The 13,571-nt window shown below is 73.8% G+C and carries 11 protein-coding genes; 5 read left to right on the forward strand and 6 right to left on the reverse strand.

From position 1 onward, the window contains the following. Positions 1-3: 3 nt before the first annotated feature. A complete protein-coding gene (locus ACIOD2_RS27875; protein ID WP_400544074.1) occupies positions 4-1,572 on the reverse strand; it encodes a DUF4139 domain-containing protein in 1,569 nt (522 codons plus the stop codon). A gap of 84 nt (positions 1,573-1,656) precedes the next feature. Between ACIOD2_RS27875 and ACIOD2_RS27880 the strand changes: the two genes are divergently transcribed. Beyond that, positions 1,657-3,456 (forward strand): Xaa-Pro dipeptidyl-peptidase, encoded by a 1,800-nt coding sequence (locus tag ACIOD2_RS27880; RefSeq protein WP_400544077.1) that lies wholly within the window; start codon positions 1,657-1,659, stop codon positions 3,454-3,456. Here the strand turns inward: ACIOD2_RS27880 and ACIOD2_RS27885 are convergent, their stop codons facing one another. Beyond that, positions 3,457-5,736, reverse strand: coding sequence for an FtsX-like permease family protein (locus ACIOD2_RS27885; protein ID WP_400544080.1), 2,280 nt, complete (start codon positions 5,734-5,736; stop codon positions 3,457-3,459). It abuts the gene before it with no gap. 5 nt (positions 5,737-5,741) lie between these two features. After that, complete coding sequence (locus tag ACIOD2_RS27890) at positions 5,742-6,422, reverse strand: ABC transporter ATP-binding protein (protein WP_400544083.1); 681 nt, start codon at positions 6,420-6,422, stop codon at positions 5,742-5,744. Positions 6,423-6,576: 154 nt separating this feature from the next. Between ACIOD2_RS27890 and ACIOD2_RS27895 the strand changes: the two genes are divergently transcribed. Both ACIOD2_RS27895 and ACIOD2_RS27900 read left to right on the forward strand, forming a co-directional pair. Beyond that, positions 6,577-7,785, forward strand: coding sequence for a sensor histidine kinase (locus ACIOD2_RS27895; protein WP_400544086.1), 1,209 nt, complete (start codon positions 6,577-6,579; stop codon positions 7,783-7,785). After that, positions 7,782-8,441, forward strand: a complete 660-nt coding sequence (locus ACIOD2_RS27900) for a response regulator (protein ID WP_400544089.1) — start codon at positions 7,782-7,784, stop codon at positions 8,439-8,441. Before ACIOD2_RS27895 ends, ACIOD2_RS27900 begins: the two co-directional genes overlap by 4 nt. Position 8,442: 1 nt before the next feature. Here ACIOD2_RS27900 and ACIOD2_RS27905 read toward each other — a convergent pair whose 3' ends face one another. Next, on the reverse strand, positions 8,443-9,084 hold the full coding sequence (locus ACIOD2_RS27905; protein WP_400546130.1) for a response regulator: 642 nt from the start codon (positions 9,082-9,084) through the stop codon (positions 8,443-8,445). After that, positions 9,081-10,202 (reverse strand): sensor histidine kinase, encoded by a 1,122-nt coding sequence (locus ACIOD2_RS27910; RefSeq protein ID WP_400544092.1) that lies wholly within the window; start codon positions 10,200-10,202, stop codon positions 9,081-9,083. The genes ACIOD2_RS27905 and ACIOD2_RS27910 overlap by 4 nt, the downstream gene beginning before the upstream one ends. 112 nt (positions 10,203-10,314) lie before the next feature. Between ACIOD2_RS27910 and ACIOD2_RS27915 the strand changes: the two genes are divergently transcribed. Together ACIOD2_RS27915 and ACIOD2_RS27920 are read left to right on the forward strand one after the other, a co-directional pair. Next, entirely contained in the window at positions 10,315-11,169 is an 855-nt protein-coding gene (locus ACIOD2_RS27915; protein WP_400544095.1) for a M23 family metallopeptidase, read from the forward strand. A 158-nt stretch (positions 11,170-11,327) separates the two neighbouring features. Then, a complete protein-coding gene (locus ACIOD2_RS27920; RefSeq protein WP_400544098.1) occupies positions 11,328-12,392 on the forward strand; it encodes a DUF4192 domain-containing protein in 1,065 nt (354 codons plus the stop codon). A gap of 149 nt (positions 12,393-12,541) precedes the next feature. Here ACIOD2_RS27920 and galE read toward each other — a convergent pair whose 3' ends face one another. Beyond that, positions 12,542-13,531: a UDP-glucose 4-epimerase GalE gene (gene galE / locus ACIOD2_RS27925; RefSeq protein ID WP_323332909.1), complete on the reverse strand. Its 990-nt coding sequence runs from the start codon at positions 13,529-13,531 to the stop codon at positions 12,542-12,544. Between the last annotated feature and the right edge of the window lie 40 nt (positions 13,532-13,571).

The following is a 13,571-nucleotide window of genomic DNA, read 5'->3' on the forward strand; positions in this document are numbered from 1 at the left end:
CCGCTACTCCCGCCAGCCGGTGAGTTCCACGCCCTTCGCCACGTCCACCCGGTAGGACAGCGTCACCACCTGCGTCTCGCCCGCGCCCACCGTCAGCTTCCACGTGAACTCGCCCATCGCGGACGTCTCCACCGGGTCCGGGGACGTCTTGACGTCCCGCACCGTGATTGTGTCGTCCCTCGACACCGGCGCCTGGTCCAGCACCGTCACCACGGCTTCCCGGGGCCCGTGGTTCGCGACCGAAATCCGGTACTCCGCCTCGCGCCGCTTCTGGCCCGACAACGTCGCCTTCGATGCCGTGCGGCGGGTCAGCTCGCGCTCGATGCGGATGCGGTCGTCGACGCCCAGGGCCAGCTCCAGCTCTTCGCCGGGGGCCCAGGGCTCAAGCTGGGTTGTGCCGACGAACTCCGCGTCGTGGAAGACCGAAGCTCGGCCCGGGCGCAGCGCGTGGTCCGAGCTGTTGACGACGACCGCGCGCAGGTACGCCTCCTCCGCCAGCACCGGCGCGGTGACGTAACCCAGTGAGGCCGTGAGATCCAGCTGCGCCAGCGTCGTGCGGTGGCCCTGCGCGCCCGACGGCACCTCGACCGGGCGGGTCGGCCGGTAGGTGACCGCCGTCGTGCCCTGCTCCACCTGTGCGAACTTCGGCGCCATCGCCGGCGCCGCGGACACGGAAACCGCGGCGAACCGCATCCGTGACGCGCCTTCCGGGATGCCGCCGCCCGAGCCGCCGTACGCCGCCGCGGGGGCCGGGGGCGGCGGGACGCGGCGGTCGAGGTACCACGGCTGCAGCTCCGGGACGACCACCGAGACCGCCGGCCGCGCGGTCGACAGCGCCAGCTCGCACTCCGGCCAGTCCTCACCGGTGTACTGGCTGACCAGCCCGTACGACGTCACGGTGACGTCGGCGCCGCGGACGCGGATGTCGTAACCCGGTTCCCAGCTCGCGCCGGGGACCACATAGGACAGTTCCAGGTCCGCCGATCCCGCCGTGTCCGAGATCTCCAGCTCCACGACCACCGACGTACTGTCCTGTTCGGACTGTGCACTGTGCTCCGCGATCCGCCGGTCGAGCGCGTCGAGGTCCTCGCGCAGCCGGGTGACGCGGTCGGCGAGAGCCCGCCGGGACTTCAGTGCCGCGGCCAGCCGTTCGCTCAGCGCGTCCGTCACCTCCGCCACGCGTGACGGTTCGGCGGTCCCCGCCGCCAACGCCTTCGCGAAGCTGCCACCACTGCGCTTCGCGAGCGACGTCAACAGATCCACCTTCATCGCTTCGGCCGCTTCGTCGTCCACGACGCCGTCGAGCGTGGCCTGGTCCGCGCGCCGCTGCTCGACGAGGGCCCGCAGCGCGGCGTCGGCCGGCGAAGCGTGCCGCTCGGTGCGGACGTCGACGCCGGTGATCAGCGCGGGACCGGTCCCGGTGACGCGGACCGAGCCCGGGTCGAGCGACAGCGGAAGCCCGGCGAAGGTCAGGCGCGAGCCGCCGTCCAGCGGTGCCTTGCCCCGGCGGGTGATCCGGGCCTGCTGCGGGTAGACGGTCACGGCGGCGATCGGTGCTTCGACGGTCGGCATGCCTCCGACGTTAGTCTCTTGACGCCGGATCGGGCCGGACGGAAGTGTGGTGACCCGTCCGTTTTCGCCCGGCTTGGGGGTCCCGTGAAGGTCGCAGTCCTGCTCGCCGCCGTGCTCGCGCTGCCGTTGACGGCGGTCGCCGCGGAGGCCGCCGCACCGCCCGCGCCGGTGTTCACCGGCGGCCAGGCGCAGCCGGTGTTCGACCCCGCCGACGTGATCCGCGAGGACGTCTGGGTCACCGCGCCGGTCGACAGCGACCACGACGGCGCCGACGACCTCGTGCACGCCCAGGTCGTCCGCCCGCGCGCGACGGCTCAGGGGCTGAAGGTCCCCGTGGTGTACCAGGCCAGCCCGTACTACGCGGGCGGCAACGACGTCGCGAACCACGACGTCGACGTCGAGCTGTCCGCGCCCGGGTACGCCCGCGAAGCCGAAGGCCCGCGCGTCGCCGCGCACGGCGTCGGCCCGGCCGCCCCGATCACCTGGCGCTACCAGGACTACTTCACCGCGCGCGGCTTCGCCGTGGTGTACGGCGAATCGCTCGGCAGCGGCCTTTCGACCGGCTGCCCGACCACCGGCGACGTCAACGAGACCATCGGCGCCCGCTCGGTCGTCGACTGGCTCAACGGCCGCACGCCGGCGAAGGACGCCGCCGGTGCCGCGGCGAAGGCCGACTGGAGCACCGGCAAGACCGGCATGATGGGCGTGTCCTACAACGGGACGCTGCCCAACGCCGTCGCGAGCACCGGCGTCGAGGGCCTCGAGACGATCGTGCCGATCGCCGCGATCTCCAGCTGGTACCAGTACTACCGCAACGACGGCGCGGTCGTGGCCGCCGGCGGTTACCAGGGCGAGGACGCCGACGTGCTCGCCGAGTACGTCTACACCCGCGAGGACCGGCAGATCTGCCGCCCGGTCATCGACGGGCTGACCCGCAACCAGGACCGGGTGACCGGCGACTACACGCCGTTCTGGGACGTCCGCAACTACCGCAACGACGTCGCGAAGGTGCACGCCTCGGTGCTCGCGGTGCACGGCCTCAACGACTGGAACGTCAAGACCGACCAGGTCGCCGAGTGGTACGAAGCGCTGAAGGCGCACGGGGTCGAGCACAAGATCTGGCTGCACCAGTCCGGCCACGCCGACCCGTACTCGCTGCGCCGCGACGTCTGGCTCGCGACGCTCAACAAGTGGATGTCGCACTACCTCTACGGCATCGACAACGGCATCCAGAACGAGCCGAAGGCGACCATCCAGCGCGAAGACCTGTCGTGGGCCGACGAAGCCGACTGGCCCGCGCCCGGGACGTCCGACGTCCGCGTCTACCCGTGGCCCGGCGGCCGGTCGAAGGGCACGATCGACACGCGCAACCCGGTGCCGGGCAAGGCGACCGTCGAAACCCTCGCCGACGACGCGACCAAGACGATCGAGCAGCTGGCGGCCGCGACTTCGTCCGGAAACCGGCTGCTGTACACGACTTCCGCGGCGAAGCAGCCGGTGCGCCTTTCCGGGACGGCGCGGGCCGACCTCGCGCTGACGTTCGACCGGCCCGCCGCGAACGTCTCGGCGATCCTGCTCGACCGCGCCCCCGACGGCACGTCCCACGTGATCAGCCGCGGCTGGACCGACCCGCAGAACCGCACCGACCCGGCCGTCACCGAGCCGATCACGCCGGGGCAGGGCTACCGGATCGGCGTCGAGCTGATGCCGAAGGACTACATCCTGGCCACCGGCCACCGGCTCGAGTTCCTGCTGGCCTCCAGCGACCACGACTACACGCTGCGGCCCAAGCCGGGTGCGGGCCTGGCTTTGGACCTGACGAAGACGACGGTGACGCTCCCGGTCACGGGCGGCAAGCCGGCGCTGCGGGCCGCGTTCGGCTGATCATTCCGTCCGCAGCGCTGTGGCCGTCCGGGTGCGGGCCGCCCAGCCCGCGGGCAGCAGCGCGCCGAGGAACGCGATCACCAGCCCGCCCAGCGCGAGCAGGACCAGCTCGCCCGGCCCGTACACGGTGAACGCCGACGGCGGCAGCGTCACCCCGGCGGCCCGGCCCATCGCGGGCAGGATCGCCGCGTGCAGGGCCGTGCCCGCCGGCACCCCGGCGAGCCCGCCCGCGAGCCCGGCCACCCCGGCCGACGCCAGCACCATGGTCAGCGTCTGCCGGGGTGTCATCCCCAGCGCCTTGCAGATGCCGAGGTCGCGGACGCGTTCGCGGGTGTCGAGCACCACGCCGTTGAGCACGCCCAGGCCCGCGACGGCGACCAGCAGCAGCGAGAGAAACGCGGTCAGCGCGCTCAGCACGGCGATCTGGCCACTGCCCCCGGCGGGCGGCGCGGCGTCCGCGGTGACACCCAGCCCGCGCAACGCCGGGTTCAGCGCGGCGACGTAGGCGGCCAGGTCCGTGCCGGGCCGCAGCGAGACGTAGAAGGTGTCCGGGCGCAGCTTCGGCAGGGCCGTGTAGACGGTCATGCCGTCGTGCCGGGTGTCGAAGACCTCGCCGACGAGCCGGACCGTGACCGCTTCGCCCTGGACGTACAGCGTGACCGGGTCGCCGACGTGCGTGCCGGTCGCGGTGAGGAACGCGGTCGGCACCACGGCCTCACCGGGCCCGGAAAGCCAGCGTCCCGCGGTCAGCTCGTAACCACCCCATGACGCGTCGCCGGTGAACGACGTGACCGGCGCGGAACCGGTCACCCCGGCGACGGTCGCTGCCCCGTGAGCCACGCCGTAGGACGCGCGGGTGCCCGGCTGGGCGGCGATCGCCGCGGCCACCGCCGCCGGGTCGGTGACGGGCCGGTCTTCCGTCGGCCGCGCCCCCGGCTCCGGGACCGGCGCGCCGACACTCACGTCGGTGATGTCGTGGTCGCGCGCGGTCTGGACGGCCAGCAGCGACGACGACAGGCCGATGGCGAACGTGACGGCGGTGGCGCCGAAGCCGGCCGCCGCGAACATCGCCAGCGCGCGGGCGGGCCGGGAGAACGGCCGCGCGAGACCCAGGCCGACCGGCTGCGGCAGGGCCGAGCGCGAGGCGAGCCGCGCCGCCCACCGGCCCCGCCCGGCCGGCGGGGTGTGCCCGACGGCCAGCGCGTCGACGGTCCGCAGCCGGCCCGCGCGCCACGCGCTCGCCCACGCCGTCAGCGCGACCACGGCGAGCGCCCCGGCGGCCACGACGGCGTCGACCCACAGCGGCACGGCCAGGCCCGCCACCTCGTAGGCCTCCTGCGTTTCGTGCAGCACCGGGACGGCCAGCGCGTTCCCCGCGGCCACGCCCAGCACGATGCCGACCCCGGCCGGGATCAGCGCCTGGCCGATGTAGGCCCGCACGACCTGCCCCGGGGTGAACCCGAGCGCCTTGAGCACGCCGATCCGGCGGGTGCCCGCCCCGACCGCGCCGGCCACGACGTTGCCGACCACCAGCACCGACATGACCAGCCCGAGCACGCCGAACGCGGTCAGGAACGGCACGAACAACGCCGTGGCGCGCACGGCCGCCTGCCGGACCGTGAGCCACGACTGCGCACCGCGCACCGCGCCCGGCGCCTTCGCCGCCACGGCCGCGCGGTCCGCGTCGACCTGCTCGGCCGTCGCCGCGGCGGAAAACCGGTACAGCATCTGGAAGTGCGCGACCGGCAGCAGCTCCGGCGGCACCCAGGCGTCGGCGGTGTGGCTGATCGACCGGGCCAGCCCGACGACGGTCAACGTCGGCGCGCCAGGCAGCTCCGGGAACCGCACGGAGTTGCCCGGCGGCACCGCGATCTCGCCGTCGGCCGACAGCACGATCTCGCCGGGCCCGGTCGTCCACTGGCCCTGGGTGAGCGTGACGTCGTCGACCGCGCCGCCGGGCCCGGTCCGGCCGACGACGGTCATCGGCGCCAGAGACCGGCCGTCGAACTCCGGCGTGAGCGACGCGGTGGGGAACGGCCCGGCCGCCGCGGTGACGCCGGGCGCCGTCGCGGTCTGCGCGGCCGCGTCCCGCGTCCCGTCGAACTGGACGGTCAGGTGCGCGCCGCGCTGCGCGGCGAACGCGTCGTCGAAGGGCGCCTGCGACGCGACCAGCAGCGCCCCGCCGAGCACGGCCGAGGTCACCGCCATCGCCGCGGCCAGCCCGATCACCGCCGACTGCACCCGGCGCCGCCCGGCGCCCGAGCGCACGACGCGGCCCATTGCGCTCACTGGACGGCCTCCGCGGTGACCCGGCCGTCGACCAGGCTGACCGTGCGGTCCGTGCAGGAGCGGGCCAGCGCCAGGTCGTGGGTCACCACGACGATCGTCTGGCCGTCGGCGTTGAGCTCGCGCAGCAGCCCGGCGACGTCCTCGCCGGACGCGGTGTCCAGCGCGCCGGTCGGCTCGTCGGCCAGCAGCAGCGACGGCCGGTTCACCAGGGCCCGGGCCACGGCGACCCGCTGACGTTCGCCACCGGACAGACGCCCGGGGTAGGCACGGGCGTGGCGCGCGATGCCGAGGACGTCGAGCAGCTCCGCGGCCCGGCGGCGGGCCGCCGGGCGGGCCATCCCGGCCAGCTGCGCGGGCAGCACGACGTTGTCGGCGACACTCAGGTCGTCCAGCAGGTTGAAGAACTGGAACACCATCCCGATCTTCGCCCGCCGGTAGCGCGCGGAAGCGGCTTCGCCGAGCCGGTCGACGCGCACGCCGTCGACCGTGACGGTGCCCGCGTCCGGCCGGTCCAGCCCGGCGATCAGGTTGAGCAGCGTGGACTTCCCGCTGCCGGACGGCCCGAGGATCGCGACCGCTTCACCGCGCCACACGGTCAGCGTCGCGCCTTCCAGCGCGGGCGGGCCGTCGTCGTACCGGCGGCTCGCCGCGGCCACCTCGATCAGCGGCGTCGTCATGGGTTCTCCTCGTTCAGCGGACCGGACGAGGAAAAACTAGGAGCGCGTCGGGCCGGGGCGCGTCGGCCCGCGGACGCATTTCCCGGGGGCGTCATCCTTCCGATGTAGTCGCGAGGCTGACGCGGTGGTGGCCCGGTTCGGTGAGAATGGGCTGGTGACCGCCGACCGCCTGTTCGCGTGGGCCGGGCCGCTCGCCCGGCCGAGCGGCCCGCTGCCGCGCCCGTCCCGGCCCGGGTGGGCGTTCGACATCGCGCTGGCGTTCGTCGTGACGACGATCGGGCTGAACTACCTCGGCGCACTCGGCAACCGGATCCCGCTCGACGAGCACACGGCGCGGATGCTCGGCCTGGTCGCGCTGTCACTCGTGTCGGGCGTGGCGCTGGTCTTCCGCCGCCGGTACCCCCTGGCCGCCTACTGGGTCGCACTTACGGCGCTCGTGCTGACGCCCGACCTGGCGTCGCGGCTGACGTTCTACCCGTTCGTGATCGCCGCCTACAGCGCGGCGGCGTTCAGCCCGTACCGGATCCCGACGCTGGTCAGCCTGGTGCTGGGGGTGTTCGAGACCGGGGAGCTGCGCTACGACGTCTGGCCGATCGTGCCGAGCCACTACGTCACCCTGCTCGTCGTCGTCCCGATGCTCGTCGCGACCCTCGGGCTGCGCGCGTGGCGCGTCCGGGCCGACGCCGAACGCGCGCGCGTGTCCGAAGTGGAGCGGCGGCAGGCCGAGCGGCTGCGCGGCGCCGTCGAAGACGAACGCGCCCGCATCGCCCGGGAGCTGCACGACGTCGTGACGCACAACGTGAGCGTGATGGTCATCCAGGCCGGGGCCGCGCGGAAGATCATGGACCTCGACCCGGACCAGGCGCGGGAGGCACTGCTCGCGGTCGAGGACAGCGGCCGGCTGGCGATGACCGAGCTGCGGCAGGCGATGGGCCTGCTGACGACCGATTCCGACGACCCGGATCTCACCCCGCAGCCGGGCCTCGACGGTCTCCCGGCGCTGGTCGGCCGGGTGCGCGCCGCGGGCGCCGACGTCGAGCTGACGGTGACCGGGCCGGAGCGGCCGGTGCCGTCGGGGATCGGGCTCGCCGCCTACCGCGTCGTCCAGGAGGCCCTCACCAACGCCGTGAAGCACGCGGCGGGGGCGGCCGCGCGCGTCGTCGTCGAATACGGCCCGGACCGGCTCCGCGTCGAGGTCACCGACACCGGGGGAGCGGCCGCCCCCGCCGCCGCGACCGGCAACGGCCGCGGCTTGCCGGGCCTGCGCGAGCGCCTCGCGCTCTACGGCGGCACCCTGCAGACGAACCGGCGTCCGACCGGCGGCTTCCGCGTCGAGGCCCTGATCCCCTGGGAGGCGGCGTGACCCGGGTACTCGTCGCCGACGACCAGGCCCTGGTCCGCACCGGGTTCCGGATGATCCTCGCGGCCGACGGCATCACCGTCGTCGGCGAGGCGGCCAACGGCGCCGAAGCCGTCGCCGAGGTCCGCCGCACCCGCCCCGACGTCGTCCTGATGGACATCCGGATGCCGGAGATGGACGGCCTGGCCGCGACCCGCCGCATCCTCACCGGCGCCCCCGGCGAGCCGCGCGTGCTCATCCTGACCACGTTCGACCTCGACCGGTACGTCTACGCGGCCCTGGCCGCCGGCGCCAGCGGGTTCCTGCTCAAGGACGTCACCCCGGAACACCTGGTCGCGGCGGTCCGCACGGTCCGCGCCGGCGACGCGCTGCTGGCCCCGGTGATCACTCGCCGCCTGGTCGAGCGGTACGCGCAGCGCGACACCGGCGCCGAGCGCCTGCACCGGGACCTGTCCGCGCTGACCCCGCGCGAGCTGGAGGTGCTGCGCCTGCTCGCGGCGGGCCTGAGCAACGCGGAGCTGGCGGCGCGTCTGCACCTCGCGGAGGCGACAGTGAAGACCCACGTCGCCCGCATCCTGGCGAAGCTCGACCTGCGTGACCGCGTGCAGGCGGTGGTGCTGGCCTACGAAACGGGCCTCGTGAAGCCGGGGGCGAACTAGCTCAGTCCGCGATGCCCGCGCGGTAGGCGAACGCGACGGCCTGGGCCCGGTCGCGCAGCCCGGCCTTGGTGAACAGGTGGTTCACGTGGGTCTTCACCGTCGCCTCGCTCACCACGAGCTTCCGCGCGATCTCCGTGTTCGACAGGCCCGCCGCGATCAGCCGCAGCACCTCGATCTCGCGGGCGGTCAGGCCTTCGATCTCCTTCACGCGCGCGGGCGCGCTGCGCGTGGCCGCTTCGACCAGCCGGCGCTGCAGCTCACCGTCCACTGTGGACTGGCCGTCGGCGGCCGAGCGCAGGGCACGGGCGATCGCCTCGGCGTCGGCGTCCTTGGTGAGGAAACCGCGGGCCCCGGCGCGCAACGCGGCCAGCAGCGACTCGTCGTCGGCGTAGGTGGTCAGCACGACGACCTCGGTGGCCGGGTGCTCGGCGCGGACCCGTTCGGTCGTCTCGACGCCGTCGCAGCGCGGCATCCGCAGGTCCACCAGCAGCACGTCCGGTTTGTGCTGCGCGACCAGGTCGAGCGCGGCGAGGCCGTCGGCGGCCGCACCGACCACCTCGACGCCCGGCAGCAGCCCGAGCAGCGTCACCAGGCCTTCCCGCACCACCGCCTGGTCGTCGGCGAGCACGACCCGCAGGCTCACGCCGGCACCGTCAGGTGAATCCGCCATCCGTCCTCCCCCGGCCCGCTCTCGAAACGTCCGTCGAGCAGCGCGACCCGTTCGCTCATCCCGCGCAAACCGTAACCTGCCGCCGGGGCGTCCGGCGGCCGCCTGCCCTGCCGGTCGGCCACGGTCAGCGCCACCTCGCCGCCGGTGTAGTCCAGGCGCACGTCGACGTCCGCCTTCGCCGCGTGCTTGCGCGTGTTGGCCAGCGCCTCCTGCACCGCGCGGACGAGCGCGGTGCCGACCGCCGGGTCCAGGTCGCGCGGCTCGCCGTCGATGCGCAGGTCCGCGCGGGCCCCGCTGTCGAGCCGGTACGCGGTGAGCAGGTCCGCGATCGTCCGCTCCACCGGCACGGCGTCCTCGCGCAGCGCGGCGACCGCCTTCCGGGCCTCGGCGAGGCCGTCGGACGCCAGTTTCTGGGCGCGCTCGATCTGCGCGACGGCGTCCGGGCTCGCGCCGTCGCGCACCAGCATCAGCCGCGCGCCCTGCAGATTCAGCGAGAGCCCGGCCAGCGAGTGCGCCAGGACGTCGTGCAGCTCACGGGCGATGCGGGCGCGTTCGGCGAGCGCGGCGGCACGCGCGTGCTCCTCGGTCGCCGTCTGCGCGCGGGCCAGCGCCAGCTCGGTCTGCTCGATCTTGGCGAGCCGGGTCCGCCGGTTCAGCCCGAGCAGGATGATCACGGCCACGATCGTGTAGGTCGGCAGGGCGGCGCGCCAGGCGTCGTGCACCGCGGCCCAGACCGTGATCGCGGTGACGTCGAGCAGGAGGGCCAGCAGGATCGGGACGACCGGCTGCCGGAGCACGACGAAGAACGTGGTGCTGAACATCGTGATCGAGGCGAAGCTGTTCGGCACGGTCGCCCAGAGCACACCGGACGTCGCGACCACGCCGACCATCAGCGCCGCGGGCAGGGTGGGGCGGCCGTCGGCGTAGAGCCAGAGCAGGGGGATCGACAACGCCAGGGTGATCCCGATGAGGATCCACGAGAGCGTGTCCGCCCGCGGCATCGTGGCGAACATCGGCACCACGATGAACCCCCACCGCAGCCAGTCCTGGATCTGCGGGATCCGGTGGAACCGGGCCCATCGGGTGGTCATCGCGCTCGGTCCTCCACTGGGTGGTTGTACGGACTGGGTGGTTGTACGGAAAATGTACCGACGCGGGCTTCGCTGTGCGGTGTCAAGCTTCCCCGTGTCAGGAGGTTCACCCATGTCCAGGTTGCGACGGCTCGCCGTGTTCGCCGCCGCCGCGGTGCTGCCCGCCCTCGGCCTCACCCTCGCCGGGCAGGCGACCGCGTCGGCCGCGCCCAACTTCCAGGTGCCGTTCAAGTGCGGCACCACGGTGACCGCGGCGACGTTCAGCGGGCACAGCCCGGAGTACTCGGTCGACTTCCAGAAGTCGGGCATCACCGGGATGCCGGTGCTGGCGGCCGCGTCGGGCACCGTGACCCGGGTGGCGGACGAAGGCAGCACCAGCTACGGCAAGTGGATCGAGCTCGACCACGGCGGCGGCTGGCGGACGCGCTACGCGCACCTGTCGGCCCAGGAGGTCTCGGTCGGGCAGTCGGTCGCCCTCGGCAAGGAGATCGGCAAGGCGGGCGCGACCGGCGGCGTCACCGGGCCGCACCTGCACTTCGAAGAGCGGCTCGACAGCGTCGTGCAGAAGGCCAAGCTGAACGGCGTCGCGGTGCCGTACTACGGGCACACCGACTTCACGAGCAAGAACAGCTGCGGCGGCAACCCGTACTCCGCCGAAGAGGTCTGCGGTTCCGGCTTCTCCGTCGTCGACCAGCAGGCCCTCGCCGGCTCGTCCGGCACGACCTACCTGCTGTACAACTCCTCGACCAAGGCGAACTGCGTGACGACGCTCAAGGCGACGTCGCTCGGCACGGCCAGCCCGGTCTCGGCGTTCCTGGAGGTCCAGGGAGCGGCGCGGACCACCGACTCCGGCAGCTTCACCTACTACGCCGGTCCGGTGAAGAAGACCGCCGCGGCCACCTGCGTGAAGTGGGGCGGTTCGGTGGGCAGCAATACCTACGAGAGCCCGTTCGAGCACTGCGGCTGAGTGAACCCGGTCGGTGGGGCCGGGCACTCTAGCCCGCCCCACCGACAGAAACCGCCGTCCGGGCCGGCTCCGGGGCCCATCCGTCCACATCGGTCCCGCCCATCCACAGATTCGCCGCCACCGCCCCATCCGGCCCCGTCCTGCCCCACGGTGGAGGCATGACCACCGCCACCCCGACCGGCCGCACGCCGGTCAACCTCAGAGATCCCGCGCAGCTGCTGGCCGCGCTCCCGTACCTGCTCGGCTTCCGGCTGGGCGCCTCCGTCGTCCTGCTCGGCCACCGGGCACCCGTCGGCAACCGCCTCGGCCTGGTGATGCGCGCCGACCTGCCCCGCCGCGAGGACCGGGCCCACCAGGCCCGGGCGCTCGCACCCCGGTTCGCCGCCGCCCCGCACACCGGCGTGACGGTGGCGATCATCGGCGGCCGGCGAAGATCCGGCGGCCCGCCGCCGCACGCGGGCTTCGTCGACGAGCTGGCGGAGGCCCTCGCCGAGTTCGGCCTCCCGGTGCTGCACGCGGTGTGGGCCGCCGACATCGCGGAGGGCTCCCGCTGGGCGTGTTATACCGACGAGGACTGCGCCGGCGAGCTGCCGGACCCAGCCTCGACGGTCGCCGCGGCCGCCGCCACCGAGAGCGGCACGGTGGTGTTCGACAGCCGCGAGGAGCTGGCGGCGCTGCTCGCCCCGCGGTCACCGGAAGCCGTGGCCCGCCGAGCCGAGAAGCTGTCCCGGCTCGCCGAACCACCGTGGCCCGAAGCCACGCGCGTCGACGACGCGGCCGCGGAGATCCGCGCGGCGTTCGACCGCCAGCGACGCGGTGAAGGCCCGCCCACCGACGCCGAGGCCGTCCGGTTGGCGTGCGCCCTGACCCTCTCCGAGATCCGCGACGTGTGCCTGACGATGGCGGTCCCACCCGGCACCATGGAGGCGCGCGAGGCCGAGCGCCTCTGGCTGACGCTGGTCCAGGAGATCCCCGCCCCCGAGCGAGCCGAGGCGGCGACGTTGCTGGGCTACACGGCCTTCATGCGCGGCGAAGGAACCTTCGCGGGCATGGCCCTGGAGAACGCCCTGGAGGCCGCGCCGGACCACCTGATGGCCCGGCTGCTGACTACGGTCCTGGACCACGGGATGCCCCCGGAGCAGCTGCTGGGCCTGGCACTGGCCGCGGACACCGAGGGCGCCCCGGGCTTCGGCCTGGAACCCGCGGAACAACCGCCGTTCTGAGGCGGATCGCCTTGTGCCACAACAGGTCCGGCCGCGTCTCGGCTTGGAGCCCGTGGAGCAGTCGCCGTCTCAAGGCGGGTTGCCTTGTGTCACGCCGAATCCCAGCCGTGATCGTGGCGCCCGGCTCGTCGCAGGGCGCCACTCCGCCGTCAGGCCTGGGCCGCGCGCCGTGACTGGGTGAAGGTCCAGGCGTCGCGGACGATGCCGGCCAGGTCGGTGCGCTCCGGCTTCCAGCCGAGCTCCTCGCGGGCGCGGTCGCTGGCCGCGACGAGCACCGACGGGTCGCCCGCGCGGCGCGGCGCCACCGCGGCCGGCACCGCGTGGCCGGTGACCTCGCGGCAGGCCTCGATCACCTCGAGAACGGAGAAACCGGTGCCGTTGCCCAGGTTGTAGATGCGGTGCTCACCCGCGGTCGCGTGCTTCAGCGCCAGCAGGTGGGCGTCCGCGAGGTCCGCGACGTGGATGTAGTCGCGGACGGCGGTGTGGTCCGGCGTCGGGTAGTCGTCGCCGAAGATCTGGATGCGCTCGCGGTCGCCCGTGGCGACCTGCAGAACGAGAGGGATGAGATGGGTTTCCGTGGCGTGGCGCTCACCGAAGGCGCCGTACGCGCCCGCGACGTTGAAGTACCGCAGGCTCACCGCGGCCAGGCCGTGCGCGGCGGCGAAACTGGTGATCGCGTGGTCGATGGCCAGCTTCGTGGCGCCGTAGGTGTTGGTCGGGCGGGTCGGCGCGGACTCCGCGATCGGCGACGACTCCGGCTCGCCGTAGGTCGCCGCGGTCGAGGAGAACACCAGCCGCGGCGTGCCGTGCTCGTGCATGGCCTCGAGCAGCCGCAGCGACGTGACGACGTTGCCTTCCCAGTACTTCGCCGGATCGGTCATCGACTCGCCGACCAACGACTTGGCCGCGAAGTGCAGCACGCCGTCGAAGCCCTCGCGAAGCAGGCTGCCCGCCACTTCGGCGGCGTCACCCTCGACGAACCGCGCGTCCGGGTGGACGGCATCGGCGTGCCCGGTGGACAGGTCGTCGACGACCGTGACGTCGTGCCCGGCTTCGACGAGCCGGGCCGCGCAGACGCTGCCGACGTACCCCGCTCCGCCCGTCACGACCAGTTTCAGGGCGTTGCTCTGCTCCGACACGTCCAGGCCTTCCTGTCGAGGGTGACTGTGCGCCACAGTC

Origin of the sequence: Amycolatopsis sp. NPDC088138 (genome assembly GCF_044741685.1) — a bacterium.
Classification (GTDB): Bacteria; Actinomycetota; Actinomycetes; order Mycobacteriales; family Pseudonocardiaceae; genus Amycolatopsis.

Bases quoted from the DNA above. Each gene is read 5' to 3' on its own strand.
- ACIOD2_RS27875 (WP_400544074.1), bottom strand. From the start codon at position 1,572: ATGCCGACCGTCGAAGCACCGATCGCCGCCGTGACCGTCTACCCGCAG.
- ACIOD2_RS27885 (WP_400544080.1), bottom strand. From the start codon at position 5,736: ATGGGCCGCGTCGTGCGCTCGGGCGCCGGGCGGCGCCGGGTGCAGTCG.
- ACIOD2_RS27890 (WP_400544083.1), bottom strand. From the start codon at position 6,422: ATGACGACGCCGCTGATCGAGGTGGCCGCGGCGAGCCGCCGGTACGAC.
- ACIOD2_RS27910 (WP_400544092.1), bottom strand. From the start codon at position 10,202: ATGACCACCCGATGGGCCCGGTTCCACCGGATCCCGCAGATCCAGGAC.
- ACIOD2_RS27915 (WP_400544095.1), top strand. From the start codon at position 10,315: ATGTCCAGGTTGCGACGGCTCGCCGTGTTCGCCGCCGCCGCGGTGCTG.
- ACIOD2_RS27920 (WP_400544098.1), top strand. From the start codon at position 11,328: ATGACCACCGCCACCCCGACCGGCCGCACGCCGGTCAACCTCAGAGAT.